At 72.3% G+C, this 23,727-nt stretch carries 20 protein-coding genes and 1 other RNA gene; 10 read left to right on the top strand and 11 right to left on the bottom strand.

The features are described from left to right. Positions 1-149 precede the first annotated feature (149 nt). On the bottom strand, positions 150-1,661 hold the full coding sequence (locus GSY69_RS03130) for a fatty acyl-CoA synthetase (protein WP_202410771.1): 1,512 nt from the start codon (positions 1,659-1,661) through the stop codon (positions 150-152). Between the two features lie 48 nt (positions 1,662-1,709). Between GSY69_RS03130 and GSY69_RS03125 the strand changes: the two genes are divergently transcribed. Further along, the gene (locus GSY69_RS03125) at positions 1,710-2,564 is read left to right on the top strand and encodes a Nif3-like dinuclear metal center hexameric protein (RefSeq protein ID WP_160952439.1); all 855 of its coding nucleotides are present in this window, start codon (positions 1,710-1,712) and stop codon (positions 2,562-2,564) included. A 218-nt stretch (positions 2,565-2,782) separates the two neighbouring features. Beyond that, positions 2,783-3,508 (top strand): zinc ribbon domain-containing protein, encoded by a 726-nt coding sequence (locus tag GSY69_RS03120; protein WP_160952438.1) that lies wholly within the window; start codon positions 2,783-2,785, stop codon positions 3,506-3,508. 12 nt (positions 3,509-3,520) lie between these two features. On the opposite strand, the gene GSY69_RS03115 is transcribed toward GSY69_RS03120, so the two are convergent. Beyond that, on the bottom strand, positions 3,521-4,282 hold the full coding sequence (locus GSY69_RS03115) for a YaaA family protein (RefSeq protein ID WP_160952437.1): 762 nt from the start codon (positions 4,280-4,282) through the stop codon (positions 3,521-3,523). An 82-nt stretch (positions 4,283-4,364) separates the two neighbouring features. On the opposite strand from GSY69_RS03115, the gene rnpB reads away from it, so the two are divergent. After that, positions 4,365-4,743: RNase P RNA component class A (rnpB, locus tag GSY69_RS03110), an RNA gene on the top strand. Here rnpB and ppgK read toward each other — a convergent pair. Together ppgK and map are read right to left on the bottom strand one after the other, a co-directional pair. Continuing rightward, entirely contained in the window at positions 4,744-5,571 is an 828-nt protein-coding gene (gene ppgK / locus GSY69_RS03105; RefSeq protein ID WP_160952436.1) for a polyphosphate--glucose phosphotransferase, read from the bottom strand. Between the two features lie 167 nt (positions 5,572-5,738). After that, positions 5,739-6,638, bottom strand: coding sequence for a type I methionyl aminopeptidase (gene map, locus GSY69_RS03100; RefSeq protein WP_160952435.1), 900 nt, complete (start codon positions 6,636-6,638; stop codon positions 5,739-5,741). 85 nt (positions 6,639-6,723) lie between these two features. Here map and GSY69_RS03095 point away from each other — a divergent pair, with 85 nt between their 5' ends. Then, entirely contained in the window at positions 6,724-7,449 is a 726-nt protein-coding gene (locus GSY69_RS03095; RefSeq protein WP_328698743.1) for a FadR/GntR family transcriptional regulator, read from the top strand. A 95-nt stretch (positions 7,450-7,544) separates the two neighbouring features. On the opposite strand, the gene ald is transcribed toward GSY69_RS03095, so the two are convergent. Beyond that, entirely contained in the window at positions 7,545-8,660 is a 1,116-nt protein-coding gene (ald, locus tag GSY69_RS03090) for an alanine dehydrogenase (protein WP_160952433.1), read from the bottom strand. Positions 8,661-8,960: 300 nt separating this feature from the next. Here ald and GSY69_RS03085 point away from each other — a divergent pair, with 300 nt between their 5' ends. Genes GSY69_RS03085 through GSY69_RS03075 form a run of 3 tightly spaced genes read left to right on the top strand, consistent with a single transcriptional unit; the run spans position 8,961 to position 13,741 of the window. Next, on the top strand, positions 8,961-9,161 hold the full coding sequence (locus tag GSY69_RS03085) for a hypothetical protein (protein WP_160952432.1): 201 nt from the start codon (positions 8,961-8,963) through the stop codon (positions 9,159-9,161). 8 nt (positions 9,162-9,169) lie between these two features. After that, entirely contained in the window at positions 9,170-10,507 is a 1,338-nt protein-coding gene (gene glnA, locus GSY69_RS03080; RefSeq protein ID WP_160952431.1) for a type I glutamate--ammonia ligase, read from the top strand. Positions 10,508-10,516: 9 nt separating this feature from the next. Beyond that, the gene (locus GSY69_RS03075) at positions 10,517-13,741 is read left to right on the top strand and encodes a bifunctional [glutamine synthetase] adenylyltransferase/[glutamine synthetase]-adenylyl-L-tyrosine phosphorylase (RefSeq protein WP_160952430.1); all 3,225 of its coding nucleotides are present in this window, start codon (positions 10,517-10,519) and stop codon (positions 13,739-13,741) included. Here the strand turns inward: GSY69_RS03075 and glgC are convergent. Further along, entirely contained in the window at positions 13,704-14,972 is a 1,269-nt protein-coding gene (glgC, locus tag GSY69_RS03070) for a glucose-1-phosphate adenylyltransferase (RefSeq protein ID WP_160952429.1), read from the bottom strand. The genes GSY69_RS03075 and glgC overlap by 38 nt on opposite strands. A 93-nt stretch (positions 14,973-15,065) precedes the next feature. On the opposite strand from glgC, the gene glgA reads away from it, so the two are divergent. After that, entirely contained in the window at positions 15,066-16,250 is a 1,185-nt protein-coding gene (gene glgA, locus GSY69_RS03065; RefSeq protein ID WP_160952428.1) for a glycogen synthase, read from the top strand. Positions 16,251-16,314: 64 nt separating this feature from the next. Here glgA and GSY69_RS03060 read toward each other — a convergent pair whose 3' ends face one another. Both GSY69_RS03060 and glnA (GSY69_RS03055) read right to left on the bottom strand, forming a co-directional pair. After that, positions 16,315-17,781, bottom strand: coding sequence for a mycothione reductase (locus GSY69_RS03060; RefSeq protein ID WP_160952427.1), 1,467 nt, complete (start codon positions 17,779-17,781; stop codon positions 16,315-16,317). Positions 17,782-17,901: 120 nt separating this feature from the next. Continuing rightward, positions 17,902-19,326 carry a type I glutamate--ammonia ligase gene (gene glnA / locus GSY69_RS03055; protein WP_160952426.1) on the bottom strand — a complete coding sequence of 475 codons (1,425 nt, stop codon included), beginning with the start codon at positions 19,324-19,326 and terminating at the stop codon, positions 17,902-17,904. Positions 19,327-19,520: 194 nt separating this feature from the next. Between glnA (GSY69_RS03055) and GSY69_RS03050 the strand changes: the two genes are divergently transcribed. After that, positions 19,521-19,964, top strand: coding sequence for an RDD family protein (locus tag GSY69_RS03050; protein WP_160952425.1), 444 nt, complete (start codon positions 19,521-19,523; stop codon positions 19,962-19,964). A 274-nt stretch (positions 19,965-20,238) separates the two neighbouring features. Here GSY69_RS03050 and GSY69_RS03045 read toward each other — a convergent pair whose 3' ends face one another. From GSY69_RS03045 to lipB, 3 genes are read right to left on the bottom strand one after another with little or no spacing between them, the layout of a single operon-like run. Beyond that, a complete protein-coding gene (locus GSY69_RS03045) occupies positions 20,239-20,973 on the bottom strand; it encodes a DUF4191 domain-containing protein (RefSeq protein ID WP_160952424.1) in 735 nt (244 codons plus the stop codon). A 2-nt stretch (positions 20,974-20,975) separates the two neighbouring features. Beyond that, on the bottom strand, positions 20,976-22,016 hold the full coding sequence (gene lipA / locus GSY69_RS03040; protein WP_160952423.1) for a lipoyl synthase: 1,041 nt from the start codon (positions 22,014-22,016) through the stop codon (positions 20,976-20,978). Between the two features lie 16 nt (positions 22,017-22,032). Next, positions 22,033-22,671: a lipoyl(octanoyl) transferase LipB gene (gene lipB, locus GSY69_RS03035; protein WP_160952422.1), complete on the bottom strand. Its 639-nt coding sequence runs from the start codon at positions 22,669-22,671 to the stop codon at positions 22,033-22,035. A 261-nt stretch (positions 22,672-22,932) separates the two neighbouring features. Here lipB and GSY69_RS03030 point away from each other — a divergent pair. Then, the coding region (locus GSY69_RS03030) for a hypothetical protein (RefSeq protein WP_202410769.1) at positions 22,933-23,727 on the top strand (795 nt) is incomplete at its 3' end.

Raw genomic sequence — 23,727 nt, 5'->3', positions numbered from 1 at the left:
CCGGCCCGCACCTCGGGCGCGGTGTGCTGTACCCCGGCGCCGGCGTGAGCACGGGGCCGGGAGTCGCCGTCATGCGGCGGCTCCCGGCCGCCTGCGGCCGGCCGACGACGTGCACCGACCGACGACGTGCCCCGGCCGTTGTGCGTCGGTCAGTCTTCGTCGCGCAGCGTGCGCTTGAGGATCTTGCCCGAGGAGTTCTTGGGCAGCGCGTCGACGAAGCGCACGGACTTGGGCACCTTGAAGCCGGCCAGCCGGGACTTCACGTGCGCGATGACGCGCTCCTCGGTGAGCTCGCCCTTGCGCACCACGTAGGCGGTGACGGCCTCGATCCACTTCTCATCGGGCCGGCCGACGACGGCGACCTCTGCGACCTCGTCGAGTTCGAAGATGGCGTCCTCGACCTGCCGCCCGGCCACGAGCACACCGCCGGTGTTGATGACGTCCTTGACGCGGTCGACGACCTCGACGAAGCCGTCGGCATCCTGGCGGACCAGGTCGCCGGAGTGGAACCAGCCGCCGGTGAATGCCTCGGCCGTGGCCTCCGGCTTGTTCCAGTACCCCTCGCACAGCTGCGGGGAGCGGTAGAGGATCTCGCCCTGCTCCCCGGTCTCGACCGTCTGCCCCTCGGCGTCGACGACCTTCGTCTCCACGAACAGCGCCGCCCGGCCGGCAGAACCGGGGTGATCGGCGTGCTCCTCGGGTCGCAGCACGGTGCACAGCGGGCCCAGCTCCGACTGCCCGAAGCAGTTGTAGAAGCCCAGGCCCGGCAGCTTCTCCTGCAGCCTGGCGAGCACCGGCCCCGGCATGATCGAGGCCCCGTAGTAGGCCTTGCGCAGGCTGGAGAGGTCGAACGAGTCGAAGTCCGGGTGGTTGGCCAGTGCCACCCACACGGTGGGCGCGGCGAAGAACGTGTTGATGCGCTCGGCGGCGAACGCGGCCAGCAGCTCACCGGGGACGGGCGCGGGCACGATGATGTTCTCCGAGCCCACCATGAGCCCGGGCAGCAGGAAGACGTGCATCTGGGCGGAGTGGTAGAGCGGCAGCGCGTGGATCTGGCGGTCCTCGGAGGTGAAGTCGAGGATCGCGAGCGCGCTGAGGTACTCGTGGACGAGTGCGCGGTGGGTCATGATCGCGCCCTTGGGGGCCGAGGTGGTGCCCGAGGTGTAGAGCAGCTGCGCAACGTCCGTGTCAGCCACCGGGAACTCGTCGTCGCCCGCGGGCTCGATGTCCTGGGCGGAGACGATCGGCAGCAGGTCCTCGAAGCTCAGCAGCTGCGCCTCGCGGCCGCGCTGCGTGGCGCGCACGGCGCCCAGGAAGTCCGCATCCGCGATGACGGTCTGCGCTCCGGAGTTGTCGAGGATGTAGTCGAGCTCGTCGCCCGTGAGCTGGTAGTTCACCGGCACGTGGATGAGCCCGGCGCGCACCGTGGCCAGGAACGCGAGCGCGTAGAGGTCCGAGTTCTTGCCATAGGCGGCCACCCGGTCGCCCGGTTCCAGTCCGCGGGCCAGCAGTTCGCGGGCGAGCGCGGTGACGGCCGCATCGAGCTGCTCGTAGGACCACGTGCGGTCGGCGAAGCGCAGGGCGGTGTCCGTGCGGAAGCGGCGCGCGGAGCGGCGGATCACGTCGGAGATGGTCGAGGAGCGCATGGGGGTGATCGTCATGGCGCAAATCTAGCCCCCGCGCACCCGGGCGTGTATTAGGTTTGACATATGGATTCGCCCCGCGTTCGCGATGTCGTCGCCGCCTGCCAGCGCCTCTGGCCGGCCGCCTGGGCGGAGTCGTGGGATTCCGTCGGCCTTGCCGTCGGGCAGCCCGAGGTGCGGGTGGAGTCCATCCTGTGCGCTCTCGATCCGGTCGATGCCGTCATCGCCGAGGCCCGGGAGGCCGGCGCGGACTTCCTCTTCACCCACCATCCGCTGCTGCTGCGCGGCGTGACCTCGGTGGCGGCGGACACGCTCAAGGGCGGCCAGGTCACCGAGCTCATCGAGGCGGGCATCGCCGCCTTCAACGCCCACACGAACGCGGACTCCGCGGTGGGCGGGGTCTCCGATGTCCTCGCAGATGCCATCGGGCTGCGCGAGCGGCGGCCCCTCGCGCCCACCGCCGGCGCCCCGGTCGGCGTGGGCATCGGAAGGGCAGGCGCGCTCCCGGAGCCCCTGACCGTCAGGCAGCTTGCCGAGGCGCTGGCCGAAGCACTGGCGCCCACGGCCACCGGCGTGCGCGTCGCCGGCGATCCGGAGGCCCGCATCGAGACGGCCGCCGTGCTCGGCGGGTCCGGCGATTCGCTCTTCGACGAGGTGCGCGCGGCCGGCAGCGACGTCTACATCACCTCCGACCTGCGCCATCACCCGGCCTCCGAGGCCCGCGACACCGCCCACCGGGGCGCCGGCACCCCGCACCTCATCGACATCTCCCACTGGGCCGCCGAGGCGCTGTGGCTGCCCCGGGCGGCCGCGCAGCTGGCCGACGCGCTGGCCGGGGACGGCTTCGCCGTGCGCATCGAGCTCTCCGCCGTGCGCTCGGATCCCTGGGACCTGTGCATCGGGCAGCCGGGGTTCGCCTAGGTGGCCGCCCGCGTTGCCGCCGCGCCGCGGCACCGGACCGCCCCCGTCCGGGCGCCCGCGTTTTCCCCGGCGCCTGCGCGCGGCCCGGTTGCGCCGCAGACCCGCCCCTTGCCCAGTCCCGCACCCGCGTTCAGTCCCGGACCCGTGTTGAGCCCAATGCCCGTGTCCTACACCGGACCCGCGTCCCACTCTGTACCCACGATCGACGGAGGTCGCCCATGAAGCTCGATTCTCAAGCCGCCGGAGCGGTCGCTGCGTGGATCGACATCGCCGGCCGGTTGCGGCGCAACCGGCACGAGGCACAGCAGGCGGACCTGCTCGAGCGCCTGCGCACCGTCGCGGCCGAGCACAAGGAGACCGCTCAGACGATCGCCGCGGGGGAGGCCCGCGAAGCCGAACGGCAGCAGGAGCTGGCCGAGCGCGAAGCCGAGGTCGCCAAGCGGCGCGCCCAGATCGAGGCCATGGAGGCGAAGCTGCAGGCCGGCGAGGGACTGACGTCGAAGGACCTCGTGGCGCTCCAGGGCGACATCGCGACCTCCCAGGGGCTGCTCGGGGAGTCCGAGGAGGGCGAGCTGGCTGCGATCGAGGCGCTGGAGAAGACGCAGGAGCGCCTCGCCACGCTGCGCGCCAGGGCCCAGGAGCTGGCCGCGCAGGGCGGCAGGCTGCAGGCCGAGCGCAAGGAGACCGCCGAGCGACTGGACGCCGAGCGCGCGGACCTCAGCGCCCAGCTCGAGGCGCAGGCGTCGCTCATCCCGGTGGAGTTTCGTGCCCAGATCGAGGGGAATGCCGCGCAGGGCGGGGTGGGCGCGGCGCTCATCTCCGCCGGCGCGTGCGGCGCCTGCGGCACGGCGTTCAGCGGGCGCACCGCGGCGGCCGTCGCCGAGGCGCCCGGCGGCCAGACGTTCGTGTGCGAGGAGTGCGAGGTCCCGCTCGTCAAGCCGTGAGCGGCGCGGCCCTCAGCCCTCGACGACGAGCGTGAGGACCGCCGGCTGCGCGCCGACGGGCGGGCGCAGCTCCACGCGGAACGCCTCAGCGGCGGCGGACTCGAGGGCCTCGAGCGTGGCCGGCATCCGGCCGGCCCGGCGCAGCAGGTGGCCCGCGAGCGCGCCGCGGGCGTGCTTCGCGTTGTGCGAGATCACCTTGCGCTTGCCGCCGGTCTCCGTGACGGCCTCGACCGTGACGACGGCCTCCGGTGGCCCCGGCCAGGCCCGGCGGTACTCCGCGGAGCGGCAGTCGAGGATGAGCTGGCCGGCGAATGCGTCGTCGAGGACCGGTGCCAGGCGCGGCCGCCACCAGGCGGCGAGCCCGCCGAGCGGCGGCAGCGAGGTCTTCATCGCCAGCCGGTAGGCCGGGATCCGGTCACGGGCGCCCACGATGCCGAACAGCGCGGAGGACACGTAGACCCCGCTCAGCCGGCGCCGGGCCCGCGCATCGAGGTCGGCGGCGCCCAGCGCGCCGTAGAGCACGCCCGTATAGGTCTGGATCGCGGGGGCGGCGTGCTCGGTGCGCAGGTGGGTGTTGCGCTCGACGTCGGCGGCCAGACTGGGGCCCACGCCCAGGGTGAGGAGCGCATCGGGGGCCGCCGAGGCCTCGGCGAGGGCGGTGAGCACCTGGGCGCGCTCGGGCGCCAGCTGCGCGAAGCTCAGCGCCTCGAGGTCCAGGGGGCGCCCGGAGCGCGCGGGTGTCTTGCCCTCGGAGGGCGGGAGCAGGATGATCACGGCACCCACTGTAGTGAGGCCGGGGAAGTCTGCAGTGAGGGCGGGGGAGTTCGCTCCCGGCGGGCGGCTACGATGGAGGGGGACAGGTCGCCAGACGGTCGCGTCGGCTCCATGAGCCGCCGAGGAACGTCCGGGCTCCGCAGAGCACGGTGGTGGGCAACACCCACCCGGGGCAACCCGCGGGACAGTGCCACAGAGAACAGACCGCCCGCCCGGGCAACCGGGCGGGTAAGGGTGAAACGGCGGTGTAAGAGACCACCAGGGTTCCGGGTGACCGGAATCGCTCGGCAAACCCCACCGGGAGCAAGATCAGACAGACGGTGCTTGAGGGCTGCTCGCCCAAGCCGTCGGGTGGATCGCTCGAGGGCGCCGGCAACGGCGCTCCTAGATAGATGACCGTCGCGTCCGCACCCGCAAGGGCGCAGGCGCCACAGAACCCGGCGTATCGGCGGCCTGTCCCCCTACTTCTTCTTCACCTTCGCCTTGCCGGCGTTGGCCGCGAGCGCCGCGGCGCCCACGACGCCCGCATCGTTGAGCAGGTGCGCGGGCACGATGGGGGTGTGCAGGCGCAGCAGCGGCAGGAACTCCTCATGGCTCTTCGACACGCCGCCGCCCACGATGAACACGTCCGGGGTGAAGAGCTTCTCGAGCTCCTCGTAGTAGCGCTGCAGGCGCGCGGCCCACGTCGGGTAGTCCAGGCCCTCGCGCACCTTCACCGACTCCGCGGCCCGCGTCTCCGCATCGTGCCCGTCGATCTCGAGGTGGCCCAGTTCGGTATAGGGCACGAGGTGGCCGCTGGTGAACAGCGCGGTGCCGATCCCCGTGCCGAGCGTCGTGACGAGGACGACGCCGTGGCGCCAATCGCGGCCGGCGCCGAACGCCATCTCCGCGAAGCCCGCGGCATCGGCATCGTTGAGGCTGTAGCAGACCCGCCCGGTGCGCTCCTGGATCGCGGCGCCCAGGCTCTCGCCCAGCCAGCTCTGGTCGAGATTCGGGCAGAACGAGACAGTGTCGTCCTTGATGACGCCCGGGAACGCGACGCCCAGCGGCACGTCGGCGACCTCGTCCGCGTGGCCGATGGCGGCCTTGCGCACGGCCTTCTCCAGCAGTTGGTCGACGGCGCCGGCCACCTCGGAGATGACGGCCTCCGGCGTCGCGGGCTTGGGCGTGAGCACGCGCACCCGCTTGAATGGCAGGCTTCCGGTGGCGGTGTCGACGAGGCCGACCTTGATGCCGGTGCCGCCGATGTCGATGCCGATTGCCCAGCTGGTGTGCGTCTTCGAACTCATGGCTGCCTTTCCGTGTCTGGCTCCGGGACGGAGGCGCAGAGGCCGTCGGGGGCTGTGTGCGCCGCGACGCATGCCGTGCCGCGGCGGTCTGTCTCCAAAGATACTGCGAACCGGCACGGGATACCGCGCACCGGCGGGTGCTCCCCGGTGCGCGGCTCAGATGCGGCTCAGAGGGTGAGGGCCGCCGCGTGCTCGGCATCGGGCAGGGTGAGGATCTCCGCCCCGTCCTCGGTGGCGACCAGCGTGTGCTCGAACTGCGCGGAGCGCTTCCGGTCCGCGGTCACCACGGTCCAGCCGTCGTCCCACTGCTCCCAGTCCTCGGTGCCCAGGTCGAGCATGGGCTCGATCGTGAACACCATGCCCGGCTCGATGACCTCGGCGTGCTGGGGTGCGGCGTCGTAGTGGGGGATGACGAGGCCGGAGTGGAACTCCCGGCCCACCCCGTGGCCCGTGAAGTCGCGCACGACGCCGTAGCCGAAGCGCTTGGCGTACTTCTCGATGACGCGGCCGATGACGTTGACCTCCCTGCCGGGGCGCACAGCCTTGATGCCGCGCATCATCGCCTCGTAGGTGCGCACGATGAGGTCGTGCGATTCGCCGTCGACCTCGCCCACCTCGAACGTGAAGTTCGTGTCCCCGTGCATCCCGTCCTTGTAGGCGGTGATGTCGAGATTGACGATGTCGCCCTCGGCCAGCACGGTGGAATCCGGGATCCCATGGCAGATGACCTCGTTGACCGAGGTGCAGATCGACTTGGGGAAGCCGCGGTAGTCGAGGCAGGACGGGTAGGCGCCCATGTCGCACAGGTATTCGTGCGCAGCCGCATCGAGCGCATCGGTCGTTGCTCCCGGGGCGATGAGCGCGCCGGCCACTGCCAGCGCATTCGCCGCCAGGGTTCCCGCCGCACGGATCCGCTCGATCTCCTCGGGCGTGTAGAGGTCGTTGCCGCCGCCCTCGTTCGGCTCGGCCCGGCCCACGTATTCGGGGCGGGCGATGCTGGCGGGGACGGGGCGGACGGGGGACAGGGTGCCCTTGCGCAGGGTGCCGAGCGGCGCGTGTGCGGTCATGATGGGCAAGTCTACTGATGGGACCGCGGCGCCGGCGGGTGGTGCCCCCGCCCACCGTAGGATGGGCATTGGGGGAGGTGAGGACGTGGATGACGGGCTGAACGGGCTGGGCGAGATCGTCGCGACCCAGTCGACCCCCCAGCAGATCGCCGACCACATCCTCTCCGCCATCGCGGTGGGCGCGCTGCCCGAGGGCACCGCGCTGCCGCCCGAGCGGGAGCTGGCCGCGGCCCTGGGCGTCTCGCGCTCGAGTGTGCGCGCGGCGCTCGACCGCCTCCAGCGCGGCGGCTTCGTCGACCGCCGGCGCGGGCGCGGGGGAGGGACGTTCATCGCCCCGGTCTCCCCGGCGGGGCTGCGCGGCGTGGCCGACCGCCTCGAGAGCTTCCGCCACGGCCAGCGGGGTGCGCTCGAGGCCCGCGCCCTCGTGCAGAACGGCATCGCCCGTCTCGCGGCCCAGCGGCGCACGGACGAGGAGCTCGCCTTGGTCCGCCGCCTGGCCGCCGACTACGCCGCCCAGCACGAGGCCGGACCGGCCAGGGCTGCCGACGCGCGCTTCCACGCGGCGCTGGCGCGCGCGGCGCACAACGAGGAGCTCGCGGCCATCGCCGGCGACCTCGATCTGCGGATCAACACGGGCTTCCGGCACGATCCGTTCTCCGCGGAGCTGGCCCGCCGCGCGGCCCTCGACCACGCGGGCATCGTGGAGGCGGTCGCCGCCGGCGATGCCGAGCGCGCGGGCAGCCTGTGCGAGGAGCACTTCCGCACGACCACGATGCTCACCGCGCCGGGCGGTTCCGGCGCCGCAGGCTGACGCAGCGCTGCCGCCGGGGTCGCACCAGACAGACCGCTGCCGCCGGGCCTGGGCCCGACGGCAGCGCACACCGTGAGGGGAGAGGGGCTACTCGCTCAGGCGAGGGCCTCGGACACCGCGGTCGTCGGCAGGTCGAAGGCCTCGGCCACCGAGGCGTTGGTCACCTCGCCGCCGTAGGTGTTGAGCCCCTTGGCGAGGGCGGGATCGGCGCGCAGCGCCTCGCGCCACCCCTTGTCCGCGATCGACACCGCGTAGCGCAGGGTGGCGTTCGTCAGTGCCTTCGTCGAGGTGGTCGGCACCGCGCCGGGCATGTTCGCCACGCAGTAGTACAGCGAGTCGTGCACGCGGAACGTCGGGTCGTCGTGGGTGGTGGGCCGGGAGCCCTCGAAGCAGCCGCCCTGGTCGATCGCGATGTCGACGAGCACGGAGCCCTTGGGCATGTCCGCCACCATGGCGTCCGTGACGAGCTTGGGAGCGCGGTGGCCCGGGATGAGCACGGAGCCGATGACGAGGTCGGACTCGCGCAGTGCACGCGCGATCTCGAAGGCGTTCGACACCGTGGTCTGCAGGCTGTTGCCGAAGACCTCGTCGAGGTGGCGCAGGCGCGGGATGTTGATGTCGATGAGCTCGACGATCGCGCCCAGGCCCATGGCGATGCGCGCGGCGTTCGTCCCGGCCACCCCAGCGCCGATGACGGTGACCTTCGAGCGCTGGACACCGGTCAGACCGGACAGCAGCACCCCGCGCCCGCCCTCGGCCTTGAGCAGGCTGTTGGCCCCCACCTGGGCGGACAGGCGGCCGGCGACCTCCGACATCGGGGCGAGCAGCGGCAGCGAGCCGTCGGGCAGCTGGACGGTCTCGTAGGCGATCGCGGTGGTCTTGGCCTCCCGCAGCGCCTGGGTGAGCGGCTCGTCGGCGGCGAGGTGGAGGTAGGTGAAGAGGATGAGGTCCTCGCGAAGGAACCCGTACTCGGATTCCACGGGCTCCTTGACCTTGAGGACCATGTCCGCGGGCTCCCAGGCGGCCGCGGCGTCCGGCACGATGGTCGCGCCGGCCGCCTCGTACTCGGCATCGGTGAAGGTGGAGCCGATCCCCGCGCCGGCCTGGACGAGGACCTCGTGGCCGTGGGCGGTGAGCTCGTGCACGCCGGCCGGCGTGATCGCCACCCGGTTCTCGTTGTTCTTGACCTCAGTGGGAACTGCGACCTTCATGGGATGAGCCCTTCGACGAAGCGGGCCGCGCGGCGCTGCGCGGTGCGGGCGCGCCGCCGTCGGCGCGCGGAGTGGTTGTGCGTGTCCACCCCAAAGGTATGCCAGGCAGACCTTCTGCGCCACTTCGCCCCGCGGGGCAATCGGCTCCGGTTCCGACCCGCACCGGCCTGGGCCGCACTCCCGCACCCGAGGCGGCCCGCGCCTCGGCGGCGGGCACGGCGGGCGGGGCCACCCGCTAAGCTGGGAGGCGCGCGGCACGGGCGCCGCGCCCAGCCCAGCCACCTGCGAAGGAGAGCCACCGTGAGCACCGATCAGAGCGTCCCCGGCGACGAGAAGTACTGGTACAACGCCCGCACCCACGAGGTGGAGCAGGGCGCCCAGTCGAGCTTCGAGGACCGCATGGGCCCGTACGACACCCGGGAGCAGGCCCAGAACGCGCTGGCCGAGGCCAAGCAGCGCAACCAGGCATGGGACGCCGAGGACAAGGACTGGAACGGCTGATGGCGCCCATGAGTCGGCAGCAGGAGTTCGTGCTGCGCACCGTCGAGGATCGCGATGTCCGGTTCATCCGGCTGTGGTTCTCCGATGTGCTCGGCCGACTCAAGTCGGTGGCGATCGTTCCCGCGGAGCTCGAGGGCGCGTTCGGCGAGGGCATCGGGTTCGACGGCTCGGCCGTCGAGGGCTTCTCGCGCATCTTCGAGGCGGACATGGTGCTCAAGCCGGACCCCTCGACCTTCTCCCTGCTGCCCTGGCGCGGTGAGGTGGAGCCCACCGGCCGGATGATCTGCGACATCGACTCGCCCGACGGCGGCCCCGCCGCCGCGGACCCCCGCAACGTGCTCAAGCGCACCATGGAGAAGGCCTCGAAGGCCGGCTTCACCTACTACGTGCACCCGGAGATCGAGTTCTACCTCTTCAAGTCCGGGCAGCTGAACGGGGAGCTCCCGGTCCCCGTCGACACCGCCGGCTACTTCGACCACGTCAACGGGGGCACCGCCAACGACTTCCGCCGCACGGCGGTCCAGACGCTCGAGGCGATGGGCATCTCCGTCGAGTTCTCCCACCACGAGGGCGGACCCGGACAGAACGAGATCGACCTGCGCTACGCGGACGCCCTGTCCATGGCGGACAACGTCCTGACGTTCCGCGCGGTGGTCCGGGAGGTCGCCCACGCCCAGGGCGTCTACGCCTCCTTCATGCCCAAGCCGCTGGCCGACCAGCCGGGCAACGGGATGCACACGCACGTCTCCCTGTTCGAAGGCGATCAGAACGCGTTCTACGAGCCCGGGGCGGAGTACCAGCTCTCCACGACGGGCCGCCGCTTCGTCGCCGGCCTGCTCAAGCACGCGCCGGAGATCTGCGCGGTCACCAACCAGTACGTGAACTCCTACAAGCGGCTGTGGACCGGTCACGAGGCACCCAGCTACATCTGCTGGGGCCACCGCAACCGCTCGGCGCTCGTGCGCGTCCCGCAGTACAAGTCCGGCAAGTCATCCTCCGCGCGCATCGAGTACCGCGGCATGGACTCGAGTGCGAACCCGTACCTCGCCTACTCGCTCATCCTCGCCGCCGGGCTCAAGGGCATCGAGGAGGAGTACGACCTGCCGCTCGAGGCCGAGGACGACGTCTGGCAGCTGTCCGACCACGAACGGCGCGCCATGGGAATCAAGGCGCTGCCCGCCAGCCTCGCCGAGGCGATCGACGCGATGGAGGCCAGCGAGCTCGTCGCCGAGACGCTGGGCGAGGAGGTCTTTGACTTCTTCCTGCGCAACAAGCTCGAGGAGTGGACCGAGTACCGCTCGCAGGTGACTCCCTTCGAGCTCGCCCGCCACTTCAACTCGCTGTAGGGGCCGGCGATGGCGGTGACACGGCGCGGCGGCGACCCCGCCCGCTCCCAGCGCGCCGGCGGGCAGAGCGAGCGCATCGACCGGTTCCTGGGCGAGGCCGCGCAGCTGCTGGACGCCCCCGCGCTCGAGGGCGATGACTTCCGGGCCCTCGTGAGCGCGGCACCGGATCCCGGGGCCGTGGCGCTGGGCGCGCTGCGCGTGGCCGAGGCCGCCCAGGCCGCCGACGCCGTGGCCGAGGCCGCGCCCGCCTTCACCTCCGCGGCCCCGCTGGCGCGCTTCGCGGCGCTCGCGGGCGCCTCGGAGGCGTGCACCGATCACCTGGCGCGCCACCCCCGCGCCGCCGGCCTGCTCGCGGAGCCGGCCGGCGACCTCATGCTCGGCCATGAGCGCTCCGCGGCGCCGGTGCTGCGGGCGGCGCTGCTCGAGGCTGTGGGCGCCGACCCCGATTCCCCCCGCCCGGTGGCGCAGCTGGCGGGCGAGGAGGGCGTGGCCGCCCTGCGCGCGGCCTACCGCGATCGCCTCATCATGCTCGCCGCCGACGACCTCACTGCGCCGGACCCCCAGGCCTGCGTCGCCGAGGTCTCCCGCATCCTCTCCGACCTGGCCGCCGCCGCCGTGGAGGCGGGACTCGCCGTCGCGCGCGCCGAGGTGCCCGGCGCCGCGGGCGTCGACCTCGCCATCATCGGGATGGGCAAGTGCGGGGCGCGGGAGCTGAACTACGTGAGCGACGTCGACGTCGTCTACTGCTGGGAGCCCGTCGCGGACGACGCTCAGGACCCCGATGCGCCCGAGCCGGACAGCGCGGACGGTGCGTCCTCCCCGGGTGACTCAGGCGACCAGGAAGGCGACCGCGCGCAGGACGCAGCGGCGGGCGAGGCCGACGGCGCGGACGACGTGGCGGGGGACGGCGGGTCGCACGAGGCTGAGAGCTCCGAGGACCGTGCCCAGATCGCCGCGCGCCTGGCCGTGCGCACCGCCGAGGCCGTCTCCGGCCACGCCGCGGAGCCCGCCCTGTGGGAGCTCGACGCGGCTCTGCGCCCGGAGGGCAAGGCCGGCCCGCTCGTGCGCACCCTGGGCGAGTTCTCCCACTACTACCGGGAGGTCGCCCACAACTGGGAGTTCCAGGCCCTGCTCAAGGCCCGCCCCATCGCCGGCGCGGCCGAGCTGGGGCGCCGCTGGGCGGCCGAGCTCTCGCCCCTGGTCTGGACCGCCTCCGGCCGCGAGGGGTTCATCGACGGCGTCCGCGCGATGCGCCGGCGCGTCGTCGACCTGCTGCCGTCCGCGGAGGCCGACCGGCAGCTCAAACTGGGCGCCGGCGGCCTGCGCGATGTCGAGTTCTCCGCCCAGCTCCTCCAGTTGGTCCACGGCGCCGATGACGAGGAGATCCGCGTGCCGGCCACGCTCTCCGCCGTCGCGGTGCTGGGGGAGCGGGGCTACATGTCCCGCGAGGACGCGGGGCTGCTGGGCGATGCCTACCGGTTCATGCGCGTCGTCGAGCACCGGCTGCAGATGCCGCGCATGCAGCGCACCGCGCTGCTGCCCTCCGACGAGGCGAAGCTGCGCCTCCTCGCGCGCACCGTCTACGGCTCCGGTGACCGCTCGGCCGAGCGCCTGCTGGCCGAGCGCGAGCGCCTGGCGCACCGGGTGCGGGCCCTCCACGAGCAGATCTTCTACCGCCCCATCCTCGAAGCGGCCGCGGGCGAGCCCCACCTCGCGGGTCTCAGCGACGCCGCGGCCCGCGAGCGCCTCTCGGCGTTCGGCTACCGGGACACGAAATCGGCGATGAAGCACATCCGTGCGCTGACCTCGGGCGTCTCCCGGCCCTCGAACGTCATCCGGCAGGCGCTGCCGGCCCTGCTCGACTGGTTCTCCTCCGGGGTGGACCCGGACGCCGCGCTGCTGGCCTTCCGGCGGCTGAGCGAGGACCTGGCCGGCAGCGCCTGGTTCCTGCGCCTGCTGCGCGACTCCGGCAGCGCCGCGAAGTCCCTGGCCCATGTGCTCTCGCTCTCGCGCTTCGCCACCGAGCTGCTGCTCGTCAATCCCGCCGCCGCGGCCTGGCTCGACGACCCCGCGCAGCTGGCCGCGCGCTCCGGTGAGGAACTGGCCGGCGAACTCGCCGAGCTCGCCGGGCGGGGACGGGGCGATGCGATCGCGGGCATCCGCGGGGTGTGGGGCCGCGAGCTGCTGCGCACCGCGCTGGCCGACATCCTCGATGCCGATGGCCCCGCCGAGGTCGCCGCCCGCCTGTCCGCGGCGATGGACGCCTGCATCCACGCCGCGGTCCAGGCCGTGCGCGCGGAGCTCGACCCGCAGGCGGGGATCGGCGACTACGAGTTCGCGGTCATCGCCATGGGCCGCCTGGGCGGGGCGGAGATCGGCTACTTCTCCGATGCCGACGTCATGTTCGCCTACCGGGCGGGCGACGGCGCGCCGGAGGGCCTTGCCGCCCACGTGAAGAAGGTGGCTCTCGCGCTGACCTCCCGGCTGGGCAGGACGCTGTCGGCGCCCATCATCGAGCTCGACGCGGACCTGCGCCCGGAGGGCCGCTCGGGCCCGCTCGTGCGCAGCCTCGAGTCCTATCGCGCGTACTACGCGAAGTGGTCCGAGCCGTGGGAGGCCCAGGCGCTGCTGCGGGCCCGGCCCGTGGGCGGCGACGCCGCGCTGTGCGAGGACTACGTGGACCTCATCGACGGGCTGCGCTATCCCCAGCGGGTACCGGAGTCCTCGCTCATGCAGATGCGCCGGCTCAAGGCGCGCATGGAGGGCGAGCGGCTGCCGCGCGGAGCGGATCCCCGCCTGCACCTCAAGCTGGGCGTGGGCGGGCTCAGCGACGTCGAGTGGACGGTGCAGCTGCTCCAGCTTCGCCACGCCCACGACCACCCCGCCCTGCGGACGACGTCGACGCTGGGCGCCCTGCACGCCGCCGTCGAGGCCGAGCTCGTGGACCCGGCCGACGCGCGCGTCCTCGAGGCGGCGTGGACGATGGCCGCGGAGGTCCGCTCGGCCGTCATGCTCTTCCGCGGCCGGACCGCGGACAGCCTGCCGGCCGACCGCTCCGAGCTCGAGGCCACCGCCCGCCTCATGGGCTACGGCACGGGCGGCGCGCAGGCGCTGTCCGAGGCCTATCTGGCGGCCACGCGGCGCGCGCGCCGCGTGGTCGAGCGGCTGTTCTTCGACTTCGACGAGGAGGAGGGGTTCACCAGCGCGGAAGATCGTCGCGCGGGTCGTCGTTGACGACGACGTTCTTCGGCACGACGGTCAGGCCGGATTCCGTGACGGTGAAGCCGCGGCGCGCATCGAGTTCGGGGAAGATGCCCACGGTCTCACCGGCGGGCACGACGACGTTCTTGTCGAGGATCGCCCGGTGGACCCGCGCACCGCGCTGGATGCGCACCCCGTCCATGAGCACGGAGGAGGACACGGCGGCCAGCGAGTCCACCTGCGTGCCGTGCGAGACGACGGAGCCCTCCACGTAGCCGCCGGAGACGACGACACCGGGGGAGACGATCGAGTCGACCGCCCGGCCCGGGTGGTGGTCGACGTCGTGGACGAACTTCGCCGGGGGCAGCACCGTCTGGCGCGTGTAGATGGGCCAGCGCTGGTTGTAGAGGTCGAACGCGGGGACCGGGGCGATGAGGTCCTGGTGGGCGTCGTAGAACGCGTCGAGCGTGCCCACATCGCGCCAGTAGGCGCGGTCCTCGTCATTGGCACCGGGGATGACGTTGTACGCGAAGTCGTACACGCCCGCCTCGCCCGCCGAGGTGAAGGCCGGGATGATGTCCCCGCCCATGTCATGGCGGCTCGCATCGTCCTTCGAGTCGGCCACCACGGCCTCGACGAGCGCCTTGGCGTCGAAGACGTAGTTGCCCATCGAGGCGAGGAACTCGCCGGGGCTGTCGGCCAGGCCCGGAGTCGTCGCCGGCTTCTCGACGAACTCGCGGATCTTCGCGGGATTGTCCGGATCGGTCTCGATGACGCCGAACTGGTCGGACTGGTCGAGCGGCTGCCGGACGCCTGCCACCGTGGCCTGCAGGCCCGATTCGATGTGGGCGTCGATCATCTGCCGGAAGTCCATCCGGTAGACGTGGTCGGCGCCGAGCACCGCGACGATGTCGGGCTTCGCATCGAAGATGAGGTTGAGGCTCTGGTAGATCGCGTCGGCGCTGCCCTGGAACCACCGCTTGCCCACGCGCTGCTGGGCGGGCACGGAGGCGACGTAGCTGCCGAGCAGATTGGAGAACCGCCACGTCTCGGAGATGTGGCGGTCCAGCGAGTGGGACTTGTACTGGGTGAGCACGACGATCTCGCGCTGACCCGAATTCACGAGGTTCGACAGCACGAAGTCGATGAGGCGGTACGACCCGCCGAAGGGCACGGCGGGCTTGGCGCGGTCGGCGGTGAGCGGCTGCAGCCGCTTGCCCTCGCCGCCGGCAAGGACGATTGCCAGGACCTTGGGATCCGCCATCGGAGACCGCCTAACGCTGTGATCGGCTGTGGGCCTTCAGCCTATTGCATGGAAGGCGCCCTGTGCCCAGCGCTCCTGTGGTTGGATGGGGGCGTGCGCACCGACATCATCACGAAGGAATTCCCGCCCGAGGTCTACGGGGGGGCCGGCGTCCACGTCGCCGAGCTCAGCCGCGTCCTCTCCGAGCTCATCGACGTGCGCGTGCGCGCGTTCGGCGCCCCGCGTGACATCCCCTATGCGCGCGGCTACCCCGAGCTCGAGGCGCTGACCGGCCAGAACGCCGCGATCCGCACGCTGGGCGTCGACCTGTCGATGCTCGCCGACATCGAGGGCGCGGACCTCGTCCACTCCCACACCTGGTACGCGAACACCGCCGGCCACCTCGCCTCGCTCATGTACGACATCCCGCACGTGCTCTCCGCCCACTCGCTGGAGCCGCTGCGCCCGTGGAAGGCCGAGCAGCTGGGCGGCGGCTACGCGATCTCGTCCTGGGCCGAGCGCACCGCCTACGAGTCTGCCGCGGGCATCATCGCCGTGTCCGAGGGCATGCGCCGGGACATCCTGCGCGCCTACCCGACGATCGATCCGGCGAAGGTGCGCGTGGTCTACAACGGCATCGACACCGCGCAGTGGGCGCCGAACGAGGACACCGCCGCGCTCGACGCCAACGGCATCGACCCCGACCGCCCCTCGGTCGTCTTCGTGGGGCGCGTGACCCGCCAGAAGGGACTGCCGTACCTGCTGCGGGCCGCCGCGCTGCTGCCCCCGGAGGTCCAGCTCATCCTGTGCGCGGGCGCCCCGGACACCCAGGAGATCGCCGACGAGGTCGCGGGCCTGGTCGCCGGGCTGCAGGAGACGCGCAGCGGCGTCGTCCTCATCGACCGCGTCCTGCCGCGCAACGAGCTCACGCAGATCCTCACCCACGCCACGACGTTCGTGTGCCCGAGCATCTACGAGCCCCTGGGCATCGTCAACCTCGAGGCCATGGCCTGCGGGGCGCCCGTCGTCGGCACCGGGACGGGCGGCATCCCCGAGGTCGTCGCCGACGGCCGGACGGGGATCATCGTGCCGCTCGCGCAGGCCGAGGACGGCACCGGCACGCCACTCGATCCCGAGGGCTTCGTGCGCGACCTGGCCGCCGCGCTCACCGAGATGGTCTCCGACCCCCAGCGGGCGGCCGCGATGGGCGAGGCCGGCCGCCGGCGGGCCCGCGAGGAGTTCTCCTGGGACCGCATCGGCCGCGACACCGTGGCGGTGTACGAGGACCTGCTCGCCTGAGCCCGAGCCCGGCCGCGGCGCGGTTCGCTCCGGACTCGGCTCAGCCGCGGCCGCGCGGCTCGGCTCAGTCGGCGTCGAAGTCGAGGCCCAGCAGGGCGTTCTCGATGACCTCGGTGAGCGCCGGGTGGATCCAGTACTGGTGCTGGGCCACGTCGTCCGCGCGCTGGCCGAACGCCATCGCCTGGATGAGCGGCTGGATGATGATCGAGGCCTCCGGGCCCACGATCTGCGCGCCCAGGATGAGGCGCGTGGCGGGATCGGCCAGCACCTTGACGAAGCTCGTCTCGTCGTTGAGCGCCCAGCCGTAGGCGGTGGAGGAGTACGGCTGGGTGTGGGCGACGCACCGCGCCCCGCGCTCGCGCAGCGCCGCCTCCGTCTCGCCCACGGACGCCACCTGGGGCCGGGTGAAGACCGCCGCGGGCACGGCGTGGTGGTTGACCTCCTCGAGGTCGCCCACGGGCGCGCTGCCCGGGGCGCCGGCGGCGATATCGGCGAGCAGGTTGTGCTTGACGACCCGCGCCTCGTGGTTGGCCACGTGCTTGAGCTGGAACGGCGAGCTCACGTCGCCGAGCGCGAAGGCGCCGGGCAGCGGCTCGCCCCCGGCGAGCACCCGCTGGTAGGCGTCGACCGCGATCCGCCCGTCCTCCCGGACATCGATCCCGGCCGCCTGCGCGTCCAGGGCCGCGGTGTTGGGCACGCGGCCGGTGGCGATGAGGAGCGCGTCGGCCTGCAGCGACTGCGCCGTGGCGTCGGCGACCCGGCCGGTGGGGGAGAGCGCCACGCTCACGCCGCCCGGCCCGCCCACCTCGACCCGCTCGGCCTCGAGGCCGAAGCGCACGCTGTGGGAGTCGGCGAAGATCTTCGTGAAGGCGGCCGAGACGTCCTCGTCGAGATCGCCCAGCAGGCGCGGACCGCGGACGACGACGGTCACCTCGGTGCCGAGCCCGGCGAAGATGTGGGCGAACTCCATGGCGATGTAGCCGGAGCCCAGGATGATGAGGGAGCGCGGGGGGCTCGGCAGCCGCATGATCGAATCCGAGGTGTGCACGGGGTAGCCATCGGAGTCGATCCGTGCGCCGTCGATGCCGGCGATCTGCGGATCCCGCGGCGTGGAGCCCGCCGCGATGACGACCCGCTCGGCCGTGAACCGCTCGCCCGAGGCGGTGGCGAAGCTGCCCGGGCCCGTGAAGGCGACGTGCTCTGCGAATACCGTGACGTTGTCCTGCCGGTGGGTGCGGTAGTCGCGGCCGTCGGCCTCGATCGCATCGATGCGGCCGAAGATCCGCTCGCGCAGGCGATCCCACTCGACGCCCTCGTAGCGGGCCTCCACGTCGACGGCCTGCGCGGTCTTCGCGTCCTCGGCGACGTCGGCGGCCCGGACGAACATCTTCGTGGGGATGCACCCGACGTTGAGGCACGTGCCCCCGAAGTGCCACTCCTCGGCGATCGCGACGCGCAGCCCGTCGAAGCGGTGGTTGACGATCGAGTTGCCGGAGCCGGTGCCGATGATGAGGACGTCGAAGTCTGCCATGGCCCCATCCTACGAGGGCGCCCGGGACGGCCGCGGCGCCGCACCCCCGAAGGGATGCGGCGCCGCGGACGGGCGGGCAGGGCGGCGCTTAGCCGCCCTGGCCGTGCTCAGCTGCTGTGCTCAGATGCTGTAGTAGAGCTCGAACTCGGTGGGGGTCGGGCGCAGCTTCGCGACCTCGATCTCCTCCTCGCGCTTGTAGGCGACCCACGTGCTGATCATGTCCTCGGTGAACACGTCGCCCGCGGTGAGGAAGTCGTGATCGGCCTCGAGGTCGGCGAGCGCCTCCTCGAGCGACTGCGGGACGAGCTTGATGTCCTTGAGCTCCTCGGGCGGCAGCTCGTAGAGGTCCTTGTCCACCGGCTCCGGCGGCTCGATGCGGTTCTTGATGCCGTCGAGGCCCGCCATGAGCTGGGCGGAGAACGCCAGGTAGGGGTTCGACGACGGGTCCGGGACGCGGAACTCCAGGCGCTTGGCCTTGGGGGAGGAGCCCGTGATCGGGATGCGGATGGCCGCCGAGCGGTTGCGCGCCGAGTACACGAGGTTGACCGGCGCCTCGTAGCCCTTGACCAGACGGCGGTAGGAGTTGATCGTCGGGTTCGTGAACGCGAGCACGGCGCCGGCGTGCTCGATGAGCCCGCCGATGTACCAGCGCGCCACGTCGGACAGGCCCGCATAGCCGTTCTCGTCGAAGAACAGCGGCTTGCCGTCCTTCCACAGCGACTGGTGGCAGTGCATGCCGGAGCCGTTGTCGCCGTAGAGGGGCTTGGGCATGAACGTCGCGGACTTGCCGTAGTCGAGCGCGACGTTCTTCACGACGTACTTGAACTTCAGCAGCTCGTCCGCGGCGTGCTTGAGCTCGTTGAACTTGTAGTTGATCTCCTGCTGGCCGGCGTTGCCCACCTCGTGGTGGGCGCGCTCGACCTCGAAGCCGATCTCCGCGAGGGTGAGCGAGATCGCGTCGCGCACATCGGCGGAGTGGTCCTGCGGGGGAACCGGGAAGTAGCCGCCCTTCGTGGGGGTCTTGTAGCCCAGGTTGCCGCCCTCCTCCTCGCGGCCGCTGTTCCACTCGGCCTCTTCGGCGTCGATCTTGTAGAAGCTGTTGGAGGGGCTGTTCTGGAACTGCACGCTGTCGAACAGGTAGAACTCAGCCTCCGCGCCGAACAGCGCGGTGTCGGCGATCCCGGTGGACTTGAGGTACGCCTCGGCCTTCTCCGCCACCTGGCGGGGGTCGCGGGCGTAGGGCTCGTCGGTGAACGGGTCGACGATCGAGTGGGTGACGACGAGCGTCTTCGCCTCGCGGAACGGGTCGATGAACGCCGTCTCCACGTCGGCCAGGAGCTTCATGTCGGACTCGTGGATGCCCTGGAACCCGCGGATGGACGAGCCGTCGAACAGCAGGCCCTCGCTGATCTCCTCCTCGCCGTAGGATGCGGCGGGCAGGTTGAAGTGCTGGACCACGCCGGGCAGATCGCAGAACCGGACGTCGACGAAGTCGACATCGTTGTCCTTGATATAGGCGACGAGTTCAGAGGGTGTCGAGAACAAGCTCACTCCTGGTGTCTTCGATGCCTGGGACCCGGGCCGCTTGCGCCGGCCCGCTCGGTCGATCCCAGTGTCGGTCTCAGTGTAGCCAGGGGCTGTGAAGTGCGCGTCACGCCCGTGTTTCGGACATGTTTCCCGTCCAATGGCCCCCGTGTGCACTCCGGCGCCCGCTCAGGCTGGCGCGCTAGCCTGGGGACGTGGTGAATCGCGAAGACATCGGCTCCTGGCTCGAAGGCCCCCGCTCGCCCCTGCCGGAGGGCTCGTGGCCCGGGGAGCGGCTGGGCCTGCCGCAGACGGGGCGCGGATCCACCGCGGCCATCTGGCGCCGGCTCGTGTCGCTGTGCATCGACTACACGCTGTGCCGGCTCATCAGCCTCGCCTTCTTCCACGACAGCGGACTGTGGACCATTGCGATCTTCGCGCTCGAGAACTGGCTGCTCCAGGCCAGTCTGGGCGCCACGGTGGGCCAGCGGCTCATGGGGATCACCACGATCGACTCCCGGGGCGGGCGGGCGCGCGTCCTGCCGCTGCTCGTGCGCGCCGTGCTCCTGTGCCTCGTGGTCCCCGCCGTCATCTTCAACCGCGATCACCGAGGACTCCACGACCTCGCCGCCAACACGGCCGTCGTGCGCACGCGGTAGGAGGAGGAGCGCCGGCAGCCCGGGAGCCCGCGGGCTGGGCGTGCTCGGCCCTGCCCAGGCGGTTTCGAGCCGAGCCCGGCCCGAGGCGCGCTGCGCCTGATCCGCTCCCGAGGCGCGCGGCGGCGCGGGCGCGGAGCGCACCTCGGGCCCGGCGCGGCAGCGCACAGCGGCCCCCTCCCGTGGGATGGGGGCCGCAGTGCGCTGGTCTCGACTGTGCCGTGTTGGGCCCGGCTGTGTCGGGCTCAGCTGTGCTGGTTTCTGGCCGGCGGGCGGCTCAGCGGCCGCGCATCGCGCGCCGGTCGGGGCGCACCTTGTTGGGGTCGATGCCCTTGGGCACCGGCGGCCTCGTCGACATCGTGCCGAGCGCCGCCAGGCGCTTGCGGATGACGAGGACCTCGGCCTTGTTGAGCTTCTTGGGGATCTTGCGCACGGTGGACGAGACGCGGCTCATCGGCACCTGGCCGTCCTCCTCGCCGCCCTGGATGCAGGTGATCGGCACGTTGGGCAGGACCCGCTCGTGGCGCTTGCGCTCCTTCTCGAGCATCTTCGCGGTGCGGCCCTTGGGGCCCTCGCTGAGCAGCACGACACCGCCCAGGCCCGTGGCCCGGTAGACGAGGTCCTTCGTGCGCGGATCGATCGCGACCGGCTGCTCCTCGGCCAGCCAGCTGCGGCGCACGGTATTGAGCACCGCGCCGAACGCACCGGGCTGGCCGCGCATCTCCTCGAAGGCGGCGCTCTCCGCGAAGCGCCCCAGCATGAAGACCGCGCCCAGCAGGCCCACCATGACGCCGAAGACGATCCACAGCCAGATGGGCGGCAGCAGCAGTCCCACGACGACGCCGATCGCTGCTCCGCCAAGGATCGCGGCGGCCAGCAGCCACGGCACCGCAGGATAGTGCTTGCGGGCCATCTTGTAGACCTGGACCATCTGGGCGATGCGGCCCGGCTTCGAGGGGTCCTTCGGCCTGCGGCGGAAGAATCCGCGCTTGGGAGTGTCGGTATCAGCCATTCTCAGAAGCTTACCTCTTCGCCGGCGCCGAACGCGTCCACGACGGACTGCGCCTCCTGCTTGGCCGGGGTCTCGCGGTCGAGGTGCGCCAGGTGCGGGGGGATGGGGGTGCCGCGGTGGCGCATCGCCTGCGCCCACAGGCGCCCAGCGCGGTAGGACGAGCGGACGAGGGGCCCGGACATGACGCCCGCGAAGCCGATCTCCTCGCCCGCATCGCGCAGCTCGACGAAGTCCTGCGGGCGGACCCAGCGGTCGATCGGATGGTGGCGGGGGGAGGGGCGCAGGTACTGCGTGATCGTGAGCAGGTCCGTGCCGGCGGCGTGCAGGTCGCGCATCGCCGCGATGACCTCCTCGTTCGTCTCGCCCATGCCCAGGATCAGGTTGGACTTCGTGACGAGGCCGGCCGCGCGGGCCTTCGTGATGACCGACAGCGACCGCTCGTAGCGGAAGCCCGGCCGGATCCGCTTGAAGATCCGCGGCACCGTCTCGACGTTGTGCGCCAGCACCTCCGGGCGGGAGGAGAAGACCTCGGCCAGCTGCTCGTCATCGGAGTTGAAGTCCGGGATGAGCAGCTCGACGCCCGTGCCCTGGCCATCGGCGTGGGGCAGGTCGTGGATCTGGCGGACGGTCTCCGCATAGAGCCACGCGCCCCCGTCGGGCAGGTCGTCGCGGGCCACGCCGGTCACCGTCGAGTAGCGCAGGCCCATCTGCGCCACCGACTCGGCCACGCGGCGCGGCTCGTCGCGGTCGAACTCCGCCGGGCGGCCCGTGTCGATCTGGCAGAAGTCGCACCGGCGCGTGCACTGCTCGCCGCCGATGAGGAAGGTGGCCTCGCGGTCCTCCCAGCACTCGAAGATGTTCGGGCAGCCGGCCTCCTCGCACACGGTGTGCAGGCCGGCCCCCCGCACGAGCGACTTGAGCTCGGCGTATTCGGGGCCGATGTTGGCCTTGGCCTTGAGCCAGGCGGGCTTGGCCTCGATGGGGGTCTCGGAGTTGCGCGCCTCGACGCGCAGCAGGCGGCGGCCCTCGGGGGCGATCGTCATGGGGATCCTCTCGCTCTCAGGCGGTGATGGTGCGGTTGAGTGCGCTCGCGAGCTCGTCGGCGACGTCGGCAGGGGCGATGGTGCGGCCGGCCTCCTCGGACATCGTGGTGACCCCGGCGTCCGGGATGCCGCAGGGCACGATGGCATCGAAGCCCGCGCTGTCGTTCGAGCAGTTCAGCGACAGCCCGTGCATGGTGACGCCCTCGTGGATGCGGATGCCCACGGCGGCGATCTTGCGCTCGGGGCGGCCCGCGCCGGCCGGCAGCCAGACGCCGGAGCGGCCCTCCACCCGCTGCCCCTCGATTCCGTACTCGGGCAGCAGCCCGAGGACGGCCTCCTCGACCTGGTCGACGAAGAGCCGCACGTCCTTGGGATCGCGCAGGCGGTAGATGAAGTAGGCGACGAGCTGCCCGGGTCCGTGCCAGGTGATGCGCCCGCCGCGGTCGATGTCGATGACCTCCGTGCCGTCCGCTGGCCGTTCGAAGTCTTCGGTGCGCTTGCCGGCCGTGTAGACGGGGCTGTGCTCCAACAGCAGCAGGGTCGACGGGGCGCTGCCGGAGCGCACCTGCTCGTGCAGCTGTCGTTGGAGGTCCCACGCGGCGCGGTAGTCGACGAAGTCCGGGGCGAGCCCCAGCGTGCGAACGGCAAACGTCATGGCGCAAGCCTAGAACCCCGGTCACCCCGCTGCCACCGCGGGTGCGCCGTGTCGCTGTGGATAACCCCCGACGCCGCGACGCAGAAGGTGCCAAACTGCTGCAAACCGCATGTAGTCACGGGTACGGAGACGAACGGGCCCTCCGAGACGGGCCGGCACAGGAACGGGCTCGGGCAGGAACGGGCTCGGGCAGGAACGGGCCCGGCAGGAACGGCCTCGGGCGGGAACGGGCTCGGGCAGGAACGGACGAGGGGGATGGCCATGGCGGTCGATGTGTGGAATATGGAGGCCGAGCTTGCCCCGGGGCTCTGGCGGGTGTTCGCGGGGGAGTCGACCCGCTGGTTCGTCTGCGCGGGTCCGCCCGCCGAGGCTCGTGCGTGGGTGGGCGGGGCCGTGCGCGAGGCGCGCGCGGTGGGCGCCGAAGGCGTGCAGGTCGAGGGCCTCGTCGTGCCCCGCTGCGAGGGCGGCCTGCTCGAGGCCGCGCTCACGGCCCTCGGGGCGCTCAGCGCCGCTCAGACAGCCGCGGTGGTCGCCGGCTGCGCGGCCGCCCTCGAGGCCGCGCCCGAACCCCCGGTCGGCAAGGAGCGGGGCCGGCTGGGCGCGTTCGCCCTCGACTCGGCCGCGCGGGTTCGGCTGGTCCCCGGGCTGCTCGCGGACGCGGAAGCCGGTGCCGAGGCGCAGGCGGTGGGCGAGCTGGCCTTCCGGGCCGCTGCGGGCATGTCGTGGGCGGAGGCCGGGGTGTCCGCCGCGGGCCTGCCGGGTGGCCTGCCCGCCGCGCTGGCCGCGCTCATCGACGAGCTGCTCGTGGGCGGCTGCAGCGATGCGGCGGGCCGACTCGACCTCGCCGAGGTCTCCGCGGCCCTGCTCGCGTGCCCCGAGCCCGGCCCCCTGCCCTTCATCGCCGCGGAACCCGGCATCGACGTCGGGGCCGCCGTGACGGCCGGACTGCGCCTCGCCCCCGGGCTCGTGGACCGGTTGGCCCCGGAGGCCGATGCGCCGGCCGGTGGCGCGGTGGGCGCGCTGCGCGCGGCGCACGCGGCCGGGGACGCCAGCGCT

The sequence above is a fragment of the Brevibacterium rongguiense genome (assembly GCF_009857845.1).
GTDB lineage: Bacteria > Actinomycetota > Actinomycetes > Actinomycetales > Brevibacteriaceae > Brevibacterium > Brevibacterium rongguiense.
The sequence above is the reverse complement of the archived record's forward strand: the minus strand, read 5'-3'. Positions and strand labels throughout refer to the sequence as shown.